Genomic DNA, 23945 nt, shown 5'->3' on the forward strand with positions numbered 1-23945 from the left:
TACATTTATCTTTAGACTATAAAACACCTAATATGGTATACAAATTATCAGCCTAAATTCAATTTTAACCTGTAGCCATATTTCAGGACTAGACACCCGAAAATAAAAAAAAAGCTACCAAACGGTAGCTTTTTTTGTTAATCAAATATCTTAAACACAAGAAATCATTATTCTATTTAGACAATGTATTTAAGGCATCGCCAATTAAGGTGTCTCCTTTTAAAATTTCGAAAGTGGCATTATTTGCAACATCGTCATTTAAAGATCTAACTAAGGTTTGAGTTTAATTTTTAGATTATTACAATGCAATAAGGCCTTGACTTTACAAAATAAAACCATTACCTTCGAATTTAAAATAACTACTGATATAATTTATTAAAAACGATTTAGATCAGTTTTAAGTTAGCCTACAATTGAAAATGACACTTTCCGAAGTATATTTTTATATAATTATTATAATTTACCAACTCTTTAGTATGGTAATAATAACATTTACGGAAGACCTAAAAGATGACAAATATTATAAACGATATTTAAAAATTACTTTCTTAATTGGATTTCTTGGAATTATAATGGAGTTAATGAATTGGACTTATTTCTGTCCATTTAACTGCACTCTTCTGACTTTTTCACCTTTTCTGACTTTGTTAATCTCAAAAGGGATTATTGAGTTTTATAAAAAAGTTTTTAAAAGAGAAGCTTTTCAAATGCAATGGGGAAGATTGTCAGACGGAATTTGGATAAAGAACAATGGAGATTTAAAAAATAAAGGATATTATGGTTGGTATAGCGTAAATATTGGGAGCTTTCCGATTTTTATAATTACAGCTATATTTTTGCTAATAGAAAAAAACGTATGCTAACATTGTATAAAAATAATGCGTAAGTTTATTCCTAAATCAAACAAGCACAATTCTTATACGTCACCGTTATGCTTTTTTAAAAATCACTCATATGAAAAACATTATTTCAATTATTTTAATTCTTGTACTTACTTCTTGTAAAACGAACAAAGAAAAAGAAATTTCTGAATCACCTTTAACGGACAATACTGAACTAATTGAAATCTACAAAAACGACCAAGCTGATAGACGAATAGAAAACATAGATTGGAGTGTTGTATCAAAAAATGATAGCCTAAGGGAAGTTCGAATTTATCAATTATTGGACTCTAATAAAGTGCGAACTTCAAAAGATTATCACAATGCTGCAATGATTTTTCAACACGGAGGTGATTCTGTTGCATATGGAATGGCTGTAAAATTAATGCGTAAATCTATTGAATTAGATTCTACAGCAAACAAATGGCTATTGGCTGCCGCAATTGACCGAAATTTAATAAGTAGAAATAAACCTCAAATTTATGGAACTCAATATTTCAGAATGAGAGGTAAACCTTGGGAATTAAGAAAAATTGATACCACTCAAATTTCGGATGAAAAAAGGATTGAATATGGCGTAGAAACTTTAGCAGAACAAAGAGAGAAAGTTAAGCGTATGAATAGAAAAAAAATATCTGAACTTTTGGTACAAGGAAAATCTATTGATAATGTAGTTAAAATCATTAAATCACAGAATAAAACAGACTCTGAATTTGACATATCCGAAAGTGGAATTAATAGTTTTGGTTATAGCTTAATCGGCCAAGGAAAAAACAAAGAAGCCTTAAAAATATTTAAACTCAATACAGAACTTTATCCAAATGGATTTAACACATATGATAGCTATGGAGAATGTCTTTTGCTATTAGGGAAAAAAGAAGAAGGTATAAAAGCATATAAAAAATCATTAGAGCTTAATTCTAAAAATAAGAATGCCAAAACAATAATTGAACAGAATAAATAACAAAGCATAACAACGTGTAAAAATAATTGCTTGGTTCTTGCCTACTCGGAAAATCCTGCGGATTTCCCTCTGGTTTGGTTCATTTTTACTAAGTTAGTTGTTTAACCACGCAACTATCCTTACACGAACACGTTATTTTAAACCCGAAAACAAAAAAAAAGCTACCAAACGGTAGCTTTTTTTATTAATCAAATATCTTAAAAACAAGAAATTCTTATTCTATTTAGACAATGTATTTAAGGCATCGCCAATTAAGGTGTCTCCTTTTAAAATTTCGAAAGTGGCATTATTTGCAACATCGTCATTTAAAGATCTAACTAAGGTTTGAGCTACATCGTTTCGGCTAATGTCTCCACTTTTATTTAGCTTAGTGTCTAACTGTATTTTGTTAGTTAATTCGCCATTAGTTAAAGATCCTGGTCTAACAATACTATAATTTAATCCGCTTGATTTTAAATACTTGTCTGCGTTATGTTTTGCTTTTAAATACGCTTGTAGTTGTTCTGCTTGTTCTGGATGGTCTGCTCCCATTGAGCTTAACATCACAAACTTTTTGACATTGTTTTTGTTAGATGCATCAATTAGACGCTTTGCGCCTTCTTGATCTACTTCCACTACTTTTTTTCCTCCAGATCCTGCAGCAAAAACAACCTTGTCTATAGTGTTATTAAAAGCTACAGAAACGTCTTGTTCTAAATCTGCTAAAACCGTATCAATATTTTTGGCTTTAAAATAAGCGACTTGCTCTTCTTTTCTAACCATTGCAATTGGGTTAAAATACTGAGATTCGTTTAAAAGATTTACTATTTTTTTTCCTGTGGTACCGTTGGCACCTGCTACTAATATATTTTCCATACTTAAAGATAACAGCTACACACCCGCTTACCAAATTTCAAGGATTGGTTTAACTTTAGTTTAATAGAAAACACTTGGTTTTACAAGCAACTACTAATTTTTTTAACATTTGAAATACTTCTAAACGGGACATGCTTCGATTATAAATTTTAACTTGATATTATTTCTATTACTAAAAAGCAACTCGATAATTTTCAATACTTTTGTTAGACAATTGCTAATCATTTCCGCTTGACGGTAAAATCAAAAATATATTAAGAATGAAAAACACAGCTTTAACAGCAACTCACGAAGCACTAAGTGCAAAAATGGTTCCTTTTGCAGGTTATAACATGCCTGTACAATATGATGGTGTAAATATCGAACATGAAGCCGTAAGAAAAGATTGTGGTGTATTTGATGTATCACACATGGGAGAATTTTTAATCTCTGGTCCTAACGCTTTAGCTTTAATCCAAAGTGTAAGTAGTAATGATGCTACTAAATTAACTATTGGTAAAGCGCAATATTCTTGTTTACCAAATGATGATGGTGGAATTGTTGACGATTTGATTATTTACAAACTAAAAGAGGAACAATACCTATTAGTTGTTAATGCTAGTAATATTGAAAAGGACTGGAATTGGATTAGTTCTAAAAACACAGTGAATGCGGATATGCGCGACTTGTCTGCAGACTATTCGCTTTTAGCTATTCAAGGTCCTAATGCTGTAGCAAAAATGCAAGCGTTATCTAGTCATGATTTATCTGCTATTAAATTTTACAACTTTGAAGTTGGTGATTTTGCAGGTATTGACAATGTTATTATCTCTGCAACTGGTTATACTGGAAGTGGTGGTTTTGAAATTTATTGTAAAAATGACGAGGTTAAACAAATTTGGGATAAGGTAACTGAAGCTGGTGCTAAACCTATTGGTTTAGCTGCACGTGATACCTTACGTCTAGAAATGGGGTACTGTCTTTACGGAAACGATATTGACGATACAACATCACCTATTGAAGCTGGTTTAGGATGGGTTACTAAGTTTAGTAAAACTTTTACTAATAGTGAAGCTTTAGAGGATCAAAAACGTCGTGGTGTAGACCGTAAATTAGTCGCTTTTGAGCTTGACGAACGTGGTATACCAAGACAAGGTTATGATATTGTAGATGGTCAAGGTAAAAAGATTGGTGTTGTTACTTCTGGTACAATGTCTCCAATGTTGGGTAAAGGTATTGGCTTAGGTTATGTCCCAACCGTATTTACTGATGTAAACAGCAAAATAAACATACAAATCCGTAAAAACGCAGTGCCAGCAACGGTAGTAAAACTTCCGTTTTACAAAGCGTAATTATTTATGCTAGACTTTAATACTATTATAAACAACATCCATAGCGACTTAAAAAACGAAGTTGTTAAGGGTGTTGTTGCTTCTTATATTCCTGAATTGTCAAAACAGGATGTTAATCACTTTGGTATTTTTATGCAGCACATGGACGGTCGTACATTTATGGCTGGAGATGCTAATGTCCCGTTTTCCATACAAAGTATATCTAAAGTTCTAACCTTATCTAAAGCCATAGCGTTTGAAGATAACAACTTATGGACCCGTGTAGATGTGGAGCCTTCTGGAAACCCATTTAACCATTTATCGTTATTAGAATTAGAAAACGGAATACCTAGAAATCCTTTAATAAATGCTGGTGCTATTGTTGTGGCAGATATATTATGTACACAATTTAAAAATCCAAAAGCAGACTTTTTACAGTACGTTAGAGATATTAGTAATGATCAGTCCATAAACTACAATTATAAAGTGGCGGCTTCAGAGAAGCTTACTGGTTATAATAATTATGCGGCTGCCAACTTACTAAAGTCTTTTGGCAACTTGCATAATGATGTGGAGGTGGTCTTGGACTTTTATTTTCATCAATGTGCTTTAGAGATGACTTGTGCGCAAGTCGCTAAAGCGTTTTATGTATTTGCTAACAGCGGAAAATGTGTTAATAACAAACAACATGTTACCGTTAGTCAAGCCAAACGGATCAATGCTATTATGTTGACTTGTGGCTTTTATGACGAATCTGGCGAGTTTGCATTTGAAGTCGGTCTACCAGGTAAAAGTGGTGTTGGTGGCGGTATTGTGGCGCTTCTACCAAATAAATTTGTAATTACTACATGGTCTCCAGGACTAAATGCTAAAGGAAACTCTTTAATTGGAATGCAAGCTTTAGAACAATTTACTACCCAAACCAATTTATCTATTTTCTAAACGTTATAGTCTTTAAATGAAAACGATAAATAACAAACATCGCATACTTATACTTGGCGCTAGTGGGTTTATAGGACAAGCTTTATATAAAGAGTTGTGTGGCTATTTTAATACCTACGGGACGTATTGTGTAGATAATAAAGCGTTTAGTAAAAATCAGCACTACTTCCAATATAATATGGAAGAGGATGATATTTTCGAAATTCTAGAGATTGTAAAACCTACAATTATAATCTCGGCAGTACGTGGTAATTTTTCGGCACAAGTTATTGCGCATCATCATATTGCAGAATATGTGGTGGCTAATAATAGTAAGTTTATCTTTTTATCTTCTGCAAATGTCTTTGATGCTTATAGTAAGTATCCTAGTTATGAAGATGATAAAACATTAAGCCATAGTATGTATGGTCATTTTAAAATTAAGATTGAAAACATGCTACTGCGCTTGCCTAAACGCAACTACGCAATAATAAGATTACCCATGGTTTTTGGAGCGCAATCCCCAAGAATACAAGAAATAAAGTTTTTTTTAAAAGAAAAATCACCCATTGAAGTTTTTCCGAATTTAATAATGAATGTCACTACAGATACAAAGGTGACACAACAAATTCATTATATTATCAATCAAAAAAAATCCGGTATTTTCCATCTTGGAAGTACAGATTTAGTGCATCATGACGACTTTTTTAAAGAAATAATAGCGTCTTTAGGTGTTATAAACCCAGTGTTTAAGCAAGTGTTTACTACTAATGACGACCGTTATTTAGCAGTACTATCTAAAACAAATGCGCTTCCAAAAAATTTAGAGCTATTAAGTCATGATATTTTAACAGAATTAGAAGTATAAATGTCTTATTTTTAAATAAAAATTTATGTCTACACTTACCCCTATTGAAATTGAACAACGTTTATTAAGATTACCAGAATGGGACTATGCTGATAATGCAATACATGCAGAGTTTGAATTCGAAAATTTCAAAGATTGTTTTAGTGCCATGAGCAGAATTGCTTTTGAGTGCGAAGCATTAAACCACCATCCAGAATGGACTAACGAGTATAATGTTTTAAAAATAATTTTAACAACGCATGATGCAGGTGGCGTTACTGATAAAGATTTTAAATTAGCATTAGCTATTGAGCATATTGTTGAAGAAGACGAAGACTAACCGTTTAAACGCCCCAAATGTATAAACACCTTCTCCTGCTCTTTCTATTAAGTACTAGCGTCAGTTTGGCGCAATCAGATTCTATATTTTGTAAGCAGTTAGTGGCTGTAAAACAGTTGGTAAAAAATAACCATTACCAACCAAAAGTGATTAATGATAGTTTATCAAAAGGTGTTTTTAATCTGTTTTTAAAAGGCTTAGATCCTGATAAGGATTACTTTTTAAAAACAGATATTGACCAATTTAAATCAGATCAACTGCAATTTGATAATTATTTACTGTCTGATAATTGCGACTTTTTAGACACTTATAAAACAGTATTATCACAACGTATTAACGACACTAAAACTATTTTAGAGCAATTAAACACAACTGTTCCTGATTATTCTGGAGGGCTAACCTTACAATATTCGCCTTCAAAATTTATCACTTACCCCAAAGATTATCAGGGATTACAAAAAATGCTTGAAAAATTAGTAGCCTATAAGGTTATTGCCAACCTATTGGATAGTAATGACGCTATAGAAGTTATTAAATCTAACTTTTCAACTCTGGAAGTTAACGCTAGATTGGATGTTATTAAAAATCAACTGTGCAAAATTGAGCAGTTTACCAACACCAGCGGTGGTATTGATCGTTATGTAAAAGATGCCTTTATTAATGCTTATTTAGAGTATCACGATCCACATTCGGTGTTTTTTAATCCTACTGAAAAATTAATTTACGAAACCTCCTTATCTAGTAATCAATTGTCTTTTGGTATTACTACCGAAAAAAATAAAGAAGGTCAGATTTTTATAGCAGAAATCACACCAGGAAGCGCAGCTTTTAATAACGGAAACTTAGAAACGGACGATATCATCATGTCATTAACCGCTAATGGCGTTACCTTAAATACGTTTTGTATTTCTAATCATGAGATCGAAGCATTTAGTAATAAAGAAGACCATAAAACAGTATCCTTTTTAGTAAAAAAGAAAAACGGAACAGAACAAACCATTACCATAACTAAAACCAAAATTAAAGTAGAAGACAATGCCATTAAAGGCTATTTACTTGGCGAAAATCAAGATTTAGGATATATCAAGATACCTAGTTTTTATACTAATGACGAGTCTCTAAACGGTCGTGGTATATCCTCTGACTTTGCTAAAGAACTTTACAAACTACAAAAACAACATATTGACGCATTACTTATTGATCTTAGATTTAATGGTGGCGGATCCATGCAAGAAGCAATGGAACTTGTTAGCATGTTTATAGATCAAGGTCCAATAACCATTATTGAAACTAACTTAAAAGAAACCTACACCATTAGAGATAGTAAGCGTGGTACGTTTTTTAACAAACCTGTCGTAGTACTGGTTAATAGTTATAGCGCCTCTGCATCAGAGTTTTTTGCATCTGCAATGCAAGATTATAATCGTGCTTTAATTGTAGGTTCTACAACACATGGTAAATCCAGTGCGCAAAGTATCCTTGCTTTAGATGACACGGGCAATTTAGGGTTTTGCAAAATTACTGTCGAAAAATTTTATCGTATCACAGGCCAAAGTCATCAGGCAACTGGAGTAATTCCGGATATAAAACTCCCTTCTATTTATGATAATTTAGATAGCGGAGAAGGGTATTTAGACTATGCTTTAACCAAAGATACAGTTACGCCTCAAATGGGATTTAGACCGTTTAAAACAGTAGATTACGCCTCTATATTTAGTAATAATAAGCAGCGATTAGCCAACAACATTAATTTTAAAGACATTGCTAAAAACAACCTAAAATTAAGAGCCAGTATTTTTGAAAAAGGAGAAAAATATCAACTGACGTTAGAAGGTATAAAAAAAACCAGAGAAACTAAGAGCGACTTATATTTTCAGATTTTTCCTGAACAAGACGATTTACCATTAATTAAAGTGTCTAATACTAAAGCAACACAAAAATTATTAGATATTAATAAAGAAAATCAAACCTTAAATGCGGATATAATCACGCAATTATCAAAAGATATTTATATTGCAGAATCTTATACAATTTTAAAAGACCTACTTAATCTTAAAAATTAGTAATAAAAGCAAACTAATTACGTAGACACCTGTCTAAAGATTAAATTAAAAGTAAAAGTTTTTTTAAATTTGTAATTGTAAAATTAATTTTAACTATTTAGTTTTCGCTTAAGCGGAAATTTAAAAACATATATAACCATGGGAAGAGCTTTCGAATTTAGAAAAGCACGTAAAATGAAACGTTGGTCTGCGATGAGCAAGGCCTTTACACGCATAGGAAAAGATATTGTGATGGCGGTTAAAGAAGGTGGACCAGATCCAGCTAGTAACTCACGTTTACGTGCAGTTATCCAAAATGCCAAAGCAGTGAACATGCCAAAAGACAACGTAGAGCGTGCTATTAAAAAAGCAAGTGATAAAAGTCTTGGTGATTTTAAAGAAGTTGTATTTGAAGGTTATGCACCACATGGTATTGCTGTATTGGTAGAAACTGCAACAGATAATAACACCCGTACAGTTGCAAATGTGCGTAGTTATTTTAATAAATGTGATGGTAGTTTAGGGACGTCAGGTTCTGTAGTATTTATGTTTGACCACACGTGTAACTTTAGAGTAAATGCTGAAGGTTTAGACCCAGAAGAGTTAGAATTAGAATTTATCGATTTTGGTGCAGAAGAAGTATTTGCTGATGATGATGGTATTTTAATCTACGCGCCTTTTGAAAGCTTTGGAGCTATCCAAGCAGAAATTGAAAGTCGTGATATCGAAATATTATCTTCAGGATTTGAGCGTATTCCTCAAGTTACAAAAGCAGTAACACCGGAACAAGCAGCAGATATTGAAAAATTATTAGAAAAATTAGAAGAAGATGATGATGTGCAAAACGTATATCATACTATGGAAGAAACTACAGAATAAGTGTTCTTTCAAACTTATAGCAACAAAAAAAGCGACCTCATGGTCGCTTTTTTTATACTTAAATTATAATCCTACAGCTCTAAAATTTGTGCTGCGTGATCTTTAGTTTTTACTTTATCAATAACATGGGCTACTACTCCATCTTCATCTACCAAAAAGGTTTTTCTGTGGATGCCATCATATTCTTTACCCATAAATTTTTTCAAACCCCAAACACCAAAAGCATTAATAACTTCTTTCTCTTCGTCCGCTAATAACGGAAACGGGAAACTGTATTTGTTTTTAAAATTAGTTTGTCTTTTTTCTGAGTCTGCACTTACCCCCAAAATCTCATAACCTTTATCTTGTAACAGTGTATAGTTGTCTGTTAGATTACAAGCTTCGGCTGTACAACCAGGCGTACTAGCTTTTGGATAAAAGAAAACAATTAGTTTTTTGCCTTTATAATCCGATAATGACACTGGATTTCCATCTTGATCATTTACTGTAAAATTTGGTACTTTATCGCCTTGTTTTAATGTATTCATAGTTGTAATTTTGGTTTCATTCAAAAATACGACTAATGACTAAGCAAGAAAAGGTAGATTTTGTTATAAATACGTTAAATAAACTTTATCCAGAAATACCTATTCCGTTAGACCACAAAGATCCGTACACCTTATTAGTTGCTGTATTGCTATCTGCACAATGTACAGATGTTAGAGTTAATCAAATCACACCGTTATTATTTGCCAAAGCAGATAACCCGTATGATATGATAAAAATGAGTGTGGAAGAAATCAAAGCTATTATTAGACCTTGTGGTTTGTCTCCAATGAAAAGTAAAGGTATTTACGGGTTATCAAAAATGTTAGTCGAAGACTATAACGGTATTGTACCACAGTCTTTTGAAGCATTAGAAACCTTTCCCGCTGTTGGACATAAAACAGCTGGTGTAGTTATGAGTCAGGCTTTTGGTGTACCTGCTTTTCCTGTGGATACACACATACATAGACTTATGTACCGTTGGAATTTAACCAACGGTAAAAACGTACAACAAACAGAAAAAGATGCCAAGCGCTTATTTCCAAAAGACACTTGGAATGATTTACACTTGCAAATTATTTGGTATGGACGCGAGTATTCTCCTGCTAGAGGTTGGGATTTAGAAAAAGATATTATTACCAAAACTATTGGTCGTGCTACCGTTTTAAAAGATTATTATAAGTAGAACTGATAGATTAATAAGCTGAAAAACATTTGTAACACATGAAAAATATCGAATTCAAAATCGGAATACGTCCTAACACATCGGAGATAATTAAACTTTATGATAGCTCAGGAATAACAAGACCTACCAACGATAGTAATCGGATTTCAAAAATGTATAAAAATTCTAATCTAATTATAACTGCTTGGTTAAACAACGAATTGGTAGGAATAGCACGCTCACTAACAGATTTTTGCTATGCCTGTTATTTATCAGATTTAGCGGTAAATAGCGAATATCAAAAAGAAGGTATTGGTAAGCATCTAATAAACCTTACCAAAAAAGAGATTGGACCACAAACGACGCTAATTTTACTTTCGGCACCATTAGCAATGGAATACTATCCAAAAATAGGTTTTGATACTATTAAAAATGGTTTTATAATTCCGCGAACTGAATAATTATAATCACATTTTTTCTGATATAATAGGTCCTGAAAAAGTACAATAATTCATTTTCATTAAGGTTAATTACTAAAATGCCTTAAAAATAAAAACGTCCTGAGACTATCAGGACGTTTTCAAAGTTTAGTTTTGAAGTGCTTCAAACTTCAAATTTTTATAATTTATAACACTTAAAGCCTTAGAGTAATTTAAAATAAAACTAATTGTTTCTGCTTTTGGTTCTATTTTAAAGTTTTGTTTTTTTGGGGTATTCGAATGTTCAGAGTAAATTTTCGCCATGTATATATGTTTAAGGTATATACAGATAACGAGCAATCAATTGATTTATTGCATTTCTAATTTGTTAAAACAATATTATGCTTTTCAATTACTTTTCTCATATTAATTAATGCATAACGCATACGCCCTAAAGCGGTATTAATACTTACACCTGTACGTTCTGATATTTCTTTAAAACTCATATCATTATACATACGCATAACCAAAACTTCTTTTTGATCTTCTGGTAACTCATCTATTAATCGACGTACATCTGCTTCGACTTGCTCCTTAACCATCACTTTTTCAGCGTTTAAAGAGTTATCACTAATTACAGAAAAGATATCAAAATCACCTGAATTATCAAATTTTGGCATTCTGTTATTCTTTCTAAAATGATCAATAACTAAGTTGTGTGCGATACGCATAACCCATGGTAAAAATTTACCTTCTTCATTATACTTACCTCTTTTTAAGGTACGAATAACCTTAATAAAGGTATCTTGAAAAACATCCTCTGCGATGTCTCTATCAAATACTTTAGAATAGATAAAACTGTAAATACGTTGTTTGTGTCTTTTAATAAGAATCTCTAAAGAAGACTCATCTCCTTTAATATAGTTACTAACAAGGATAGCATCCGTTATGGTTATTTTTTGCATAATCATTACTTTTAAGCACCAAAAGCAGGTTTTGGTCTGGGGTTTATAAATTAAAAAGTAATGTTATACTATAGGCTATAAAGTTTTGTTAATAATATGATATGTTCCAAATATAACAACAATCATTCCGTAAAAGCAAAAAAAAACATTTTTTTTAACATTTTATTGCACAATAAACCTATTTAAAAGGTGCTCAACTTGTGTTATCTTTGTGTTTTAGACGTAAAAACAACTATGACTACACCGCTTTCTGAAGTAAATCCAAAAGAAAACATTATTATAAAAGGTGCAAAACTGCACAATCTTAAAAATATTGATGTTGTAATACCACGACGCAAACTTGTTGTTATTACAGGACTATCAGGTTCTGGAAAGTCAAGTTTAGCATTTGATACCTTGTATGCCGAAGGGCAACGTCGTTATGTAGAAAGTTTAAGTAGTTATGCTAGACAGTTTTTAGGTCGTCTAAACAAACCTAAAGTAGATTATATTAAAGGTATTGCGCCTGCAATTGCAATCGAGCAAAAAGTAAATAGTACAAATCCTAGATCTACGGTTGGAACAACTACTGAGATCTATGATTACTTAAAACTGCTTTTTGCAAGAGTTGGACGCACCTACTCTCCTATTTCTGGTCAAGAAGTTAAAAAAGATACTGTTACAGACGTTACAAATTATATAAAAGGATTAGGTTTAAACGAAAAACTACTGCTTTTAGCGCCTTTAGTTTTAGAAGAAGGTCGTGAATTACAAGATAAATTAAGTGCATTAAATGCGCAAGGTTACGCCAGAATTAAAGTAAAAGATAAAGTTATAAGAATAGACGATGCTAAGGAATTAACATCAACCAAAGATTTGTTTTTGGTAGTAGATCGTATTGTAACAAAAGACGATGAGGATTTTTATAACAGATTAGCAGATGCCATACAAACTGCCTTTTTTGAAGGTAAAGGCAATTGTTATATAGAAACGTTAGCTGATAATACAACCCGTCATTTTAGTAATAAATTTGAATTAGATGGCGTGCTGTTTTTAGAGCCAAACGTACATTTATTTAGTTTTAACAACCCTTATGGTGCATGCCCTAAATGTGAAGGTTATGGTGATGTGATAGGTATTGATGACGATTTAGTCGTGCCAAACACAGCACTTTCTGTTTATGAAAATGCCATTTTTCCTTGGCGTGGTGACAGTATGAGTTGGTATAAAGACCAATTGGTTAACAACTCGCATAAATTTGATTTTCCAATTCATAAACCATATTTTGAATTAAGCGCAGAACATAAAGCCTTAATTTGGGAAGGAAATGAATACTTTGAAGGTTTAAATAGCTTTTTTGCAGAGTTAGAAAGCAAGGCTTACAAGATTCAAAACCGTGTGATGTTATCCCGATACAGAGGTAAAACACAATGTAAAGTATGTCACGGAAAACGATTAAGACAAGAAACTAACTATATTAAAGTTGGTAATGCAACCTTAACGGAATTAGTAGAGTTACCTTTAAATAAATTGGCTGTGTTTTTTAATACGATCGTGTTAAACGACTACGATGCAAAAATTGCAGAACGTTTATTAATAGAAATTAGAAACAGACTTAGCTTTTTACATAACGTAGGATTAGATTATTTGACAATAAACCGAAAATCTAATACCCTTTCCGGAGGAGAAAGCCAACGTATAAATCTAGCAACCTCTTTAGGTAGTAGCTTAGTTGGATCTATGTATATATTGGACGAACCTAGTATTGGTTTACACCCAAAAGATTCTGAACGCTTGATACAAGTTTTAAAACAACTCCGTGATTTAGGAAATACTGTAATTGTGGTAGAACATGATGAAGATATCATGAAGGAAGCGGATCAAATTATAGATATTGGTCCTGAAGCTGGTACTTTAGGAGGAGAAGTTGTTGCAGTTGGTACGTATGCTGATATTCTAAAATCAAACTCTTTAACCGCACAATATTTAAATGAAACCCTAAAAATTGAAGTGCCTAAAACACGTCGTACTAGTAAATATAGTGTTGATATTATTGGTGCTAGAGAAAATAATTTAAAAAATATAGATGTCTCTTTTCCATTAGAAATGCTAACAGTTATTACTGGTGTTTCTGGAAGTGGAAAAAGTACATTGGTTAAAAAAATATTATTTCCGGCAATACAAAAACACTTAACTGGTTTTAGTGATAAAGCAGGACAGTTTACAGAACTAAAAGGAAACTATAGTATTGTAAAAAACATCGAATTTATTGACCAAAACCCTATAGGAAGATCGTCTAGATCAAACCCGGTGACTTATGTTAAAGCTTATGATGACATCAGAGCGTTATATTCTAAACAAAAACTAAGTACTATCCGTAATTATGCAGCTAAACACTTTAGTTTTAACGTGGATGGTGGACGTTGCGAAACCTGTAAAGGTGAAGGTGAAGTGACTATTGAAATGCAATTTATGGCTGATGTCCATTTAGAATGTGAAACTTGTAAAGGAAAACGTTTTAAAAAGGAGGTCTTAGAAGTCACTTTTGCAGATAAAAACATTGATGACATTTTAAATTTAACTATTGATGATGCTATTGCCTTTTTTGATAAAAATGGCGTTTCTAAAATCAAAAATAAATTACAACCATTGCAAGATGTTGGATTAGGTTATGTTGCTTTAGGCCAAAGCAGTTCTACCCTTTCAGGTGGAGAAGCACAACGTATTAAACTAGCTACTTTTTTAGGTAAAGGAAACACAAAAGATAAAACCTTATTTATTTTTGACGAACCTACAACAGGTTTACACTTTCATGACATTCAGAAATTATTAAAATCCTTTTATGCTTTAATAGCTAAAGGACATTCTATAATTGTTGTGGAGCATAATTTAGAATTGATTAAATGTGCAGATCATATTATAGATTTAGGTCCTGAAGGTGGAGAAAATGGTGGTAAATTAGTCGCTTTTGGAACACCTGAAGAGATTATAAAGGTAAAAGCTAGTGTTACTGCGCAATATTTAAAAGACAAACTATAATAAACATTACAGTTAACAACGTTAAATGGGTGATTTAGAACCTATCAAAAAAAAGGTATCTACAAAACCCGCAGTAAGTGGAGGTGCTAATTTTGAAACACATGTTTTGTCTCAGACTAGAAATGGGTTTAAATTTAAGCCATCTTTAGGCTTTGCCCTATTTACACTGTTATTTGTTAGTGTTGCTTATGCCTTTTTGTACGCAGGTATTGCCTTGTATATAAAGACTCAAAATTTTGACTTTATATTTAGTCTTGTAACATTAGTAGGAACTATGTTTTTTATTGCAGGTAACTATTTACTGATTTCTTATTTTTCGCCCATTGTTTTTAATAAACATTCCAATCGTTTTTATCGCGGATTTAATAAACACAGCTCAAAGAAAAGTACTGTATTATCAAACATTGTTGCTTTACAGATTATTGGCGAAACTATATCTGGTGAGAATGGTAATTACAAAAGCTTTGAACTTAATTTAGTACTAAAAGATGCTTCACGAATTAATGTGGTGGATCATGGCAAACTAAAAACTATTATTATTGATGCTGAAGTATTAAGCAAACATTTTAACCTTCCTATTTGGCATGCAACGTCTTAGTGTTTCGGTTTACAAACAATAGTTGTAACCCAAAAAAGCAGCTTCATTAAGTCTATACCTTTTTATTTATAAGGCTTTTAATTTCGGTTTAACCGAAAAAAAATTAGAATACTACTTCCCTATTTAAATTTTGATTTAATAAAACAAAAAAGAAACAAACGCTAACACCACAAAAGCAATAGGAACCAATATTGCCAAAAACACAAAGGAAATAACACCACTTTTTAGTATACTATAGCGCCAACGTTGATTGTAAAAATGCTTGACAGCAATTACAAAATAGATAAAAACAGATAGCGTAATCAACAAATTAACCCAACTAGGGACATCTATAATAAGGTTGGTAATTAATAAGATGCTAAACACCATAAAAATGAAAGCGAAAAAATAGAACGAAAATACTAAATGATAAGCATAGCGTCCTTTTTTCCAATAAAACAACTTTAGAAATAAAGCAAAAATAGGTAACAATATAAATAATGCAATTGGTGTGGCATTTATCATAGAGATCCATATCGAACCTGCTTTTCTGTCCTTATGAAATTTTAACATTTGAGGATACAACATCTTGTCAAACCAACCCGGATTGTCGGCCATTCCCATTGCTTTATAAATAGTGTCATTAGAGGCATTTGCAGCTAGTAGAGCATCTATTTCTTGAGTATTATATCCAAAGGATACGGAATTATTTGACTTAATATCCTTTTGAGAGACTATGGAGTCAATCGCTTTATCAGACATTCTAGTCAGTGTTTTGTTTTTAATTAATGCGGTACGCATTTCTTCTCTTTTAACGGAATCTACATCCTTAGTTTGAATCTGATTTAATACGTTGTTTGATTCGGCTTTAAAACCTTCATTTAGGTCTTGTTCTACTTTGTTCATCTGAAAAGAAAACAAAAAGAAAAATACAAATGTTATAAATAAGTACAATTGGGCGGGATGCAAAAAAGACAAACGCTTCCCTCCTATAAATTGATTTGGTAAAAAACCCGGCTTAGTCATTAAGGGTATAAAACTCTTGAAGAATTTAGAATCCCATAGTAGATAGTTGTTTAAAGTATTATAAAACAAAATTCCAAGCGTTAAATCCTCTTTATCCTTCATTCCGCAATGCGGACAAAAATCAAATCCAGATTTAAAATCACTCTCGCAATTTTTACACGTGTTATACTTTAAAGACATTGGTGGTTGGTTTTTACGATAGTAAATATAGCATTCTTTTTAATACTTTTTGGTTTACATCAAGAATAAAACCATGTCTTTAAACGGTTTGAAACACTAGTAAAACCAACGTTTAACAAGTTTGGCACAGCTATTGAAACTATCTAATCAATATAGCGAATGCCGAAACGCTTAATTAGTAGGCAAAATCTAAATCCTTAATACTATGAGAAAATTAGTACTATTATTTACAGGTATGTTAATTGGATTAACTACCGTAACAGCAGAAACTAAATCTGCATCGCAAGGTGAAGATTTAGTATTAAACAGAAATTATTACGCACAACCAATATTGTTTGTAGAGCGTGGTGTAGAATTTTTAATTTTTCCTGACGGAAGTTTTGATTTTAATACACAATTAGAACAAACACAAGGTGACAATTATTACAGACGTAGCACTACAAATCGTAGATCTGTAAATACAACTTATGGTGCACCAGGAACACAAGTTACCTATTCTACCCCTAGAGACAGAGGTATGATTGTAACACATGATCGTGATGGTAAAGTAAGACGTATTGGACATGTGTTTTTAAACTATAACAGAACCGGACAAATCAAACGTTTAGGATCTGTATATATCGCCTACAACCGTCAAGGTTTAGTTAGTCAAATTGGAAGCATGCGTTTAAAATACAACAGACATGGGCATTTAATTAAAACCATTGGTCATGTTAATAGAGCAAATACAAGTAACTATGGTGGTCAACACCATAATAACACTGTAGATTATAATACATACAATGATTATAATACTAATGATGATAACTACTATTATAAAAAAGGTGTAAAAACTAAAAAGACTAAAGTTGTTAAAACAAGAAAATAATATCTTTTTTGCCCTAAAGATAAACCCCGTAAATTTTTATTTACGGGGTTTTTTATGTGATAAAATTAAAACAAGACACCTAAACCCCTTACTATTACTAGGTTTTTGATTTTTGGCACGATGCTTGTAATTAGTTAATTGTTCAATCTTAAAACAATACATTATGAAAAACATATTCCTTTTATTAACAGCATTAGTCCTTAGTGGATTTACTGTTAATGCAGACACAAATACCACTGTAGATAACGGTGTTATTAACAACTCTTACGTTAGAGGTTATGGTAACTCTTTTATATTTGAAGAAGCAGGAATAGAATTTTCTGTTTATGCTGATGGGCAGTTTGACTTCTACATGCCAAATTACGGACCACAAGTTAACGTAGACGTAAATAACAGAAACACAAGTATTAGCTTTAATACAGGTTACGATTATGGTGCGTATGTGCAGTATGACGAATTTGGAGCTATTATACAAGTAGAAAACACTCCAGTATTCTATGACTATTATGGTCGTGTAAGTCAAGTTGGAAATGTTTATATAAACTATAACAACAGAGGATATGTAAACCGTGTTGGTGGATTATATGTACACTATAACCGATACAACCGTTATTCTCACTGTACAGGATTTATTAACGTGTATAACAGAGCATATGTATACAGATCATGGCATGCATATTATGTATTACCTTCAATACATTACCGTGTATTATACTCTACACCTTACAGACAAAATTACACACCTACTAGATACAGATATGATAGACCTTATGTAAACAACAATAGACGTAGAACAGCGGTTGCTAGCAGAAGAGGAAACACAATTACTAGAAATAGAGCTTTAGCTTCTAGAAACGAAGGAAGAACACCTAGAGCAAACAGTACACCACGTACAAGAAATAACAAAGTAACACCTAGAACAAAAGGTAATACTACTGTAAAGCCTAGAACTAGAAATAACAATGCTACGATTAGTACGCCTAGAACAAGAGGGAATCAAACAGTTAACTCTAAGCCTAGAACTAGAAACAATAATACTACCACTAGTACACCTAGAACAAGAGGAAACCAAACAACGATCTCTAAGCCTAGAACTAGAAATAATAGCACTACAACTAGTACGCCTAGAACAAGAGGGAACCAAACAACAACCTCTACGCCTAGAACTAGAAACAATAGTACAACAACTAGTAAACCTAGAACAAGAAATACAGTAAGTACAAAATCAAATAGAAGTAATACTAGAACGACAACAACTAGAAAAACGACTTCTAAACCAAGAACAACAGGCTCTAGAAGTACATCTTCTAAAACAAGAAGTACAAGGTCTAGAAATTAACATAGAATAGTTACAAGATTAGAATCCTACAAACGGTTGTTTGCCCTAAAGCAACTGGAAGTAGGATTTTTTTATGGAATAAACTTATTTAATAGTTTAGAAATATCCTCAGACAAATTAAATTTATAAACAGAAATCCCATATACAATACTAAGTAGCATTGTTTTTAACAAAATAGCCAAAATCGGATGACACGAAAACTCCCAAAAGAATAAAGCTAATCCGCAAATCGTAATTAAAAGCAACGTTTTTAGTGTTAAACCTGTAAAAGGATGCATTTTAAACTTACGATACACAAAGCTAAGTTTAATAATATTATAAGTAAATATCGTGATACAACTCGCGTAAGCTGCTCCGTTAATTCCATATATAGGAATAAATACTAAGTTTAAAACCACGGTCAATATTGCTAACATTACACCAAATACTAGCACTACCCTATAATAATCGCTATTAAACAAAATAGCATTATTATTTCCTATTAAGTTATCAGACAACTTAGCTAAACCAATAACTAACACCACAAGAAACCCTTCGCTATAATTCTCAGGAATCAAAAGATATAACTTGGATATGTTTATGATAATACACAAAAAAATAAAACCGCTTATAATAAATAAGTTGATAGACGTTTTTTGATACAAGGTCTTTAATTCCTCCTTATGTCCTTCGTTTAATAATTTTGCAGTTAAAGGATTAGTTATTTGGTGCATTGCTCTTGCTGGCACACCAATTACCGTAGCAATATAGATTGCTACACCATAATAAGCTACATTATTAAGCGCTTGAAACTGTCCTAACATAAACTTATCTATTTCTAAGATAATATTAGCTACAGAGCCTGCTATAATAATTAAAGCAGAGTATTTTAAAATACTAGATAAATTAGGGATTTTAGTCCATTTAAAACTAGGCATTCTCAAGCTAAAAGCATACAATTTCATTATCAAAGCACGCGCTATATATACTATAACAATCCCATAAATTAATTGGTCTACCGTTAGATAACCAAAATAAAGTGCTATTAATAAAATAGAGGTTGCTACTCTATGAAAGACTTCGCTCATAAAATTACCAAAAACACTTTGTAACTGCACTTTGCTCCACGCATAAAACACCTCAAAATAAGCAAATGCAGCTGCAGACACATAAATTAACCACGTGTAATCCTTTATTATCGCATTTTTTTTAGATAGCCAATTCGCAATCACATCAAAAGCAAAATGCGTCAGTAAACCTAAAGGAATAATAAGAAACAAAGGCAGTATCAACATCAAACTTAAAAAGCTATTTTGCGATTGTCTTGTCTTAAACGACGAATAAAACTTAACGATAGTATTATGTACTCCAAATGCCATAAATGGCATTAATATACTAGCGGTAGACAATATAAAAGTTATTAAACCAAAATACTGTTCCGTTAAAAATTGAGTGTACAAAAAAATAACATTAATAGCGCCTACTCCAAAACCAAAGTACGTGACAATAGTGTTTTTTATAGATTGATTAATGACTATTCCCATAAATTAAAAGATATTAAAACCCTAAGGTATTAAGGATTTATAAACTGTGCTAAATTCTTGGTTAGTTGTTGTCTAGAATACTTCTGTAAACCAATTGGATTTGTTTTTAAATCTCCTTTTTTAAAGGCTTCAAAATGTTGTTTTATAGTCAACTTTAAAGCATCGTAATCTTGGTAATTAAAAAACTGTCCTGTATTAGTTTCTTTAATAATAGAAGCCACATCTGCACCAATTGGGCCTAATGCAATTATAGGTCTATTAGCAACCATGTACTCAAATAACTTACCTGGTATTATTGCTTTAGTAATTTCAGAATCTATCTCAATCAATAATAATAATTGCGACTTTTTCTGAAACATAATTGCTTCACTATGTGAAACATAACCAATGTTATTTAAACTGTTAGTTAAATCGTTAATTTCAATAGATTGAAGCACTTCTTTACCAACAGCACCAACCAAATTCAACTGAAAATTTGATGCAAAATCTGAATCTTCATTAATTAAATCACGCAATACTTTCCACAATACTTCAGGGTTTCTTTTTGATAATAACGAACCAATATGAGAGAGTGTAAACTTTTTATCCAATCCAAATGTTGTTACTTTTTCATGGTCATAACCATTGGTAATAACCTGAATAGGCTGTGTTGTAATTTGCTCAAACTCTACCTTAGTGCTAGGACTAGTTACTATAATTTTATTAGCATTATTAAGTACTTTTTTTTCTAAATTCTTGTGCTTAATTTTAGATGCAGACGTTAATTTTAGTTGCTTATGGTAGCCAATAGTTGTCCAAGGATCTCTAAAATCCGCAATCCAAGTCACGTCTAATTTTTGCTGTAATTCTAAACCTATTAAATGTAAACTGTGCGGTGGACCACTTGTAATAATCGTATCTATATTAAAATCTTTAATATAAGTTGACAAGTATTTAACAGACGGTTTTACCCAATTTTTTCGCGCATCAGGAATAAAAAAATTACCTCTTACAAATAGCATCAAACGCTCCATTAAGCTCTGCTTTTCCTTTTCGGCAATAATCCCTTTACTAATCGTTTTACTTTTCTTAGAAAACAATTGCGCTATCTTATAAGGCTCTTTAATATGTTGTTTAATAACTGTTAAATCAGGATTAACCTGATCAGCCAAACTAGCATCTGTAATAGGATAACTAGCGTTTGACGGACAATATACAATAGGTTCTATATTAAATTCTGGTAAGTACTTTACAAATTTTAACCACCGCTGTACGCCTGGACCTCCTGCTGGTGGCCAATAATAAGTAATTATAAGTACTTTTTTTTTATTCATTATATAACGCTTTCGCGGAATTTATGCCTTGACGTATTAATCCTTTTGGTTTCCTAGATAATTTTTATATCCAAAAAACAAACCTCCAAGTACAAGCAAAGCTAATAACACAGAACTAGCCAAAGCAATAGTACCTCCCGTTTTAACCACTTGAGGTTCAAATTTAAAAGTCACGGTGTGTTTCCCTTTAGGGATTTCCATACCACGTAAAGCATAATCTACCTTATAATGTGGTTTTAATTGCCCATCTATATAAGCATTCCAACCATTAGCATAATACATTTCAGAAAACACTGCAAAACCATTGTTACTGTTCTCAGAGCTATATTCAATTAGATTGGGAGCGTACGCTTTTACTTTAATCGAAGCTAAAGAATCCGTTGTAAATGATTTAGGTAAATTAGTTTTCCCTTTAAATTCTGATGAATACACAGCTGTTTCTTTTGATTTTAAAGACTCTAAAGCCAATAACTCATCCGTTTCTGAAGCTACTTTTTCAAGATTTGAAACAAACCATGCGTTTCCGTTTGCATCATTATTAACGTAAGGAAATGGTTTTTCATCTTCACCTGCACCAATAATGTATTTCGCGTTAAGCAGACTTAATACATTAATATTGTTTTTGTAGATGTAAAATTCATATAAATCCTGAAAACGTTTTGGTTTGGCAGCATGATATCCTCCTAAAGCATTATGAAAATAACTGGTTTTTGCACCGCCAGACGTCATATCATATACTCTATAATTAGACTTGTCTTTTAATATTTGTAAGTCGGCTTTATTAGCTTCGTAAGGACGTTCCATTTGGAACTTAGACACAAAATCATCATTATTTACATAACGCTTATCAACACTAACTAAATCCACAACAATTAAAAGTCCTAAAATAATAATGACTTTGGTTTCGTTTAATTTCTGTTTTAAAAATAAGTAAATAACACCTGCAGCTAACAAAACAAATAGCAACGTTCTAAGTGTGTCTGTTGTAAAAAAGCTAGCTCTATCGACTTTTAACGCATCTAAAAACGCTTGACCATTACCTTCTCTAATGCGTCCATCCATTCCGCCTACAAAATCAAAAAGACCAATGGTTTTAGCAACCAAAAATAAAACGGATAACCCTCCGGTAATAAATACCGTATATTTTAAAGCCTTTACTTTTTCTTCTGTTTTAACAACGTCATTAAACAGTCTAACCAAAGCAAATACAGCTAAAACGGGAATACATAATTCTAAAATAACTTGTATAGAACTAACTGCTCTAAACTTATTATATAGTGGTACAAAATTTATAAATAAGTCAGTTAAAAACTCTAAATTCTTTCCGTACGATAATAATAACGATAAGATAGTACCGCCAACTAGCCACCACTTTAAGCGTCCTTTGACTAAAAACAAACCAAGTACAAACAAAAAGATAACCACTGCTCCAATATAAGCAGGCGCTTCCACTATGGTTTGACTTCCCCAATACGTAGGCAAGCTTTTTGTATATTCTTTAGCATTACTGGCAGGTACACCTTGCGCCACTATATATTTAAATACAGCAGAGTTTTCTCCAACATCTTCACCGCTACCTCCTCCTAAAAATCTTGGAATAAATAAGTTAAAAGTTTCAAGTTTTCCATAACTATATTCTGTGATATACTCCTTACTTAACCCATTACTGCTTTCTCTTTTAGAGCCATCAGGGTTTATGGTTAAAGCACTTTTACCACGTGTACTTTCCTTAACATAATCTTGCGTAGCTAATATATTTGTAGCATTTAAACCTATTGCCAACACTACTGCTGCCGATAAGACACCAACCGCTTTGAAAAAATGTGGCAACATTTTTTTTCTGTAAGCATCTACTAAATAAGCAATACCCAATACCAACACTAATAAAAGCAAATAATAGGTCATTTGATAATGGTTAGCCACCAACTCTAAGCCCATAGCAATTGCTGTTAACAAGAAACCCCCAACAAACTTACCTCTAAATGTTAGTAAAATACCACTTAAAACTAATGGCATATAAGCAATAGCATGTGCTTTACTATTATGTCCAACACCAAGAATTATAATCAGATATGTAGAAAAACCGAAGGCTAGTGCCCCCAGTCCAGCAAGTTTCCAATCTACCTTTAATACTAAAAGTAAAATATAAAAACCTAAAAAGTATAGAAACAAATAATCCGCAGGTCTTGGTAAAAACCGTAAGGATAAGTCTAATTTTTTAATATAATTGTGTGGGTATTTTGCTCCTAATTGATAGGTTGGCATACCTCCAAATGCGCTGTTAGTCCAATATGTTTCTTCACCTGTTTTGGTTTTGAAATCCTTTTGTTGCTTAGCCATTCCGGTGTAATGCACAATATCACTTTGGTAAATAACTTTACCTTGTAAAACAGGACTAAAATAGGCTAAAGAGCAAACAATAAATCCTACCAAAACTAAAAGATGTGGTAAGATTTTTTTTAACGAAAATTGCATAAATGATTTTAAAA

22 protein-coding genes are annotated in these 23945 nt (G+C 32.1%); 14 read left to right on the forward strand and 8 right to left on the reverse strand.

What is annotated here, in order from left to right:
- Positions 1 to 476: 476 nt before the first annotated feature.
- Positions 477 to 863, forward strand: a complete 387-nt coding sequence (locus tag BMZ09_RS05635) for a hypothetical protein (protein ID WP_090838354.1) — start codon at positions 477 to 479, stop codon at positions 861 to 863.
- 91 nt (positions 864 to 954) lie between these two features.
- Positions 955 to 1845: a tetratricopeptide repeat protein gene (locus BMZ09_RS05640; protein ID WP_090838357.1), complete on the forward strand. Its 891-nt coding sequence runs from the start codon at positions 955 to 957 to the stop codon at positions 1843 to 1845.
- A gap of 219 nt (positions 1846 to 2064) precedes the next feature.
- Here BMZ09_RS05640 and BMZ09_RS05645 read toward each other — a convergent pair whose 3' ends face one another.
- A complete protein-coding gene (locus BMZ09_RS05645) occupies positions 2065 to 2700 on the reverse strand; it encodes an SDR family oxidoreductase (protein WP_090838358.1) in 636 nt (211 codons plus the stop codon).
- Positions 2701 to 2960: 260 nt separating this feature from the next.
- Here BMZ09_RS05645 and gcvT point away from each other — a divergent pair, with 260 nt between their 5' ends.
- The 6 genes from gcvT (at position 2961) to BMZ09_RS05675 (ending at position 9039) form a co-directional block, all read left to right on the forward strand.
- Positions 2961 to 4031 carry a glycine cleavage system aminomethyltransferase GcvT gene (gene gcvT, locus BMZ09_RS05650; protein ID WP_090838360.1) on the forward strand — a complete coding sequence of 357 codons (1071 nt, stop codon included), beginning with the start codon at positions 2961 to 2963 and terminating at the stop codon, positions 4029 to 4031.
- Between the two features lie 6 nt (positions 4032 to 4037).
- The gene (locus BMZ09_RS05655; RefSeq protein WP_090838362.1) at positions 4038 to 4952 is read left to right on the forward strand and encodes a glutaminase; all 915 of its coding nucleotides are present in this window, start codon (positions 4038 to 4040) and stop codon (positions 4950 to 4952) included.
- A gap of 16 nt (positions 4953 to 4968) precedes the next feature.
- Positions 4969 to 5799 carry a sugar nucleotide-binding protein gene (locus BMZ09_RS05660; RefSeq protein WP_090838365.1) on the forward strand — a complete coding sequence of 277 codons (831 nt, stop codon included), beginning with the start codon at positions 4969 to 4971 and terminating at the stop codon, positions 5797 to 5799.
- A 25-nt stretch (positions 5800 to 5824) separates the two neighbouring features.
- The gene (locus tag BMZ09_RS05665) at positions 5825 to 6118 is read left to right on the forward strand and encodes a 4a-hydroxytetrahydrobiopterin dehydratase (protein ID WP_090838367.1); all 294 of its coding nucleotides are present in this window, start codon (positions 5825 to 5827) and stop codon (positions 6116 to 6118) included.
- A 17-nt stretch (positions 6119 to 6135) separates the two neighbouring features.
- Positions 6136 to 8181 (forward strand): carboxy terminal-processing peptidase, encoded by a 2046-nt coding sequence (locus BMZ09_RS05670; RefSeq protein WP_090838369.1) that lies wholly within the window; start codon positions 6136 to 6138, stop codon positions 8179 to 8181.
- Between the two features lie 138 nt (positions 8182 to 8319).
- Positions 8320 to 9039 carry a YebC/PmpR family DNA-binding transcriptional regulator gene (locus tag BMZ09_RS05675; RefSeq protein WP_090838371.1) on the forward strand — a complete coding sequence of 240 codons (720 nt, stop codon included), beginning with the start codon at positions 8320 to 8322 and terminating at the stop codon, positions 9037 to 9039.
- Positions 9040 to 9110: 71 nt separating this feature from the next.
- On the opposite strand, the gene bcp is transcribed toward BMZ09_RS05675, so the two are convergent.
- Positions 9111 to 9566, reverse strand: a complete 456-nt coding sequence (gene bcp / locus BMZ09_RS05680) for a thioredoxin-dependent thiol peroxidase (protein ID WP_090838373.1) — start codon at positions 9564 to 9566, stop codon at positions 9111 to 9113.
- 35 nt (positions 9567 to 9601) lie between these two features.
- On the opposite strand from bcp, the gene BMZ09_RS05685 reads away from it, so the two are divergent.
- Positions 9602 to 10249: an endonuclease III domain-containing protein gene (locus tag BMZ09_RS05685; RefSeq protein WP_090838375.1), complete on the forward strand. Its 648-nt coding sequence runs from the start codon at positions 9602 to 9604 to the stop codon at positions 10247 to 10249.
- Positions 10250 to 10287: 38 nt separating this feature from the next.
- Entirely contained in the window at positions 10288 to 10689 is a 402-nt protein-coding gene (locus BMZ09_RS05690) for a GNAT family N-acetyltransferase (protein ID WP_090838378.1), read from the forward strand.
- A gap of 126 nt (positions 10690 to 10815) precedes the next feature.
- Here the strand turns inward: BMZ09_RS05690 and BMZ09_RS16145 are convergent, their stop codons facing one another.
- Entirely contained in the window at positions 10816 to 10971 is a 156-nt protein-coding gene (locus BMZ09_RS16145; RefSeq protein ID WP_177183509.1) for a hypothetical protein, read from the reverse strand.
- A gap of 56 nt (positions 10972 to 11027) precedes the next feature.
- The gene (locus tag BMZ09_RS05695) at positions 11028 to 11612 is read right to left on the reverse strand and encodes an RNA polymerase sigma factor (protein WP_090838943.1); all 585 of its coding nucleotides are present in this window, start codon (positions 11610 to 11612) and stop codon (positions 11028 to 11030) included.
- Between the two features lie 234 nt (positions 11613 to 11846).
- Here BMZ09_RS05695 and uvrA point away from each other — a divergent pair, with 234 nt between their 5' ends.
- Together uvrA and BMZ09_RS05705 are read left to right on the forward strand one after the other, a co-directional pair.
- Complete coding sequence (gene uvrA, locus BMZ09_RS05700) at positions 11847 to 14630, forward strand: excinuclease ABC subunit UvrA (RefSeq protein ID WP_090838380.1); 2784 nt, start codon at positions 11847 to 11849, stop codon at positions 14628 to 14630.
- Between the two features lie 25 nt (positions 14631 to 14655).
- Positions 14656 to 15228 (forward strand): hypothetical protein, encoded by a 573-nt coding sequence (locus BMZ09_RS05705; RefSeq protein ID WP_090838382.1) that lies wholly within the window; start codon positions 14656 to 14658, stop codon positions 15226 to 15228.
- A 135-nt stretch (positions 15229 to 15363) separates the two neighbouring features.
- Here the strand turns inward: BMZ09_RS05705 and BMZ09_RS05710 are convergent, their stop codons facing one another.
- Entirely contained in the window at positions 15364 to 16413 is a 1050-nt protein-coding gene (locus tag BMZ09_RS05710) for a DUF3667 domain-containing protein (protein WP_090838384.1), read from the reverse strand.
- Between the two features lie 205 nt (positions 16414 to 16618).
- Between BMZ09_RS05710 and BMZ09_RS05715 the strand changes: the two genes are divergently transcribed.
- Positions 16619 to 17281 carry a hypothetical protein gene (locus tag BMZ09_RS05715; protein ID WP_090838386.1) on the forward strand — a complete coding sequence of 221 codons (663 nt, stop codon included), beginning with the start codon at positions 16619 to 16621 and terminating at the stop codon, positions 17279 to 17281.
- Positions 17282 to 17444: 163 nt separating this feature from the next.
- Complete coding sequence (locus BMZ09_RS05720; protein WP_090838388.1) at positions 17445 to 18620, forward strand: hypothetical protein; 1176 nt, start codon at positions 17445 to 17447, stop codon at positions 18618 to 18620.
- A gap of 71 nt (positions 18621 to 18691) precedes the next feature.
- On the opposite strand, the gene BMZ09_RS05725 is transcribed toward BMZ09_RS05720, so the two are convergent.
- Genes BMZ09_RS05725 through BMZ09_RS05735 form a run of 3 tightly spaced genes read right to left on the reverse strand, consistent with a single transcriptional unit; the run spans position 18692 to position 23931 of the window.
- Positions 18692 to 20143 (reverse strand): oligosaccharide flippase family protein, encoded by a 1452-nt coding sequence (locus tag BMZ09_RS05725; protein WP_090838390.1) that lies wholly within the window; start codon positions 20141 to 20143, stop codon positions 18692 to 18694.
- 29 nt (positions 20144 to 20172) lie between these two features.
- Positions 20173 to 21456, reverse strand: a complete 1284-nt coding sequence (locus BMZ09_RS05730; protein WP_090838393.1) for a glycosyltransferase family 4 protein — start codon at positions 21454 to 21456, stop codon at positions 20173 to 20175.
- A 36-nt stretch (positions 21457 to 21492) separates the two neighbouring features.
- Complete coding sequence (locus BMZ09_RS05735) at positions 21493 to 23931, reverse strand: YfhO family protein (protein ID WP_090838395.1); 2439 nt, start codon at positions 23929 to 23931, stop codon at positions 21493 to 21495.
- Between the last annotated feature and the right edge of the window lie 14 nt (positions 23932 to 23945).

The organism is Olleya namhaensis, from assembly GCF_900114005.1.
Taxonomy (GTDB): Bacteria; Bacteroidota; Bacteroidia; order Flavobacteriales; family Flavobacteriaceae; genus Olleya; species Olleya namhaensis.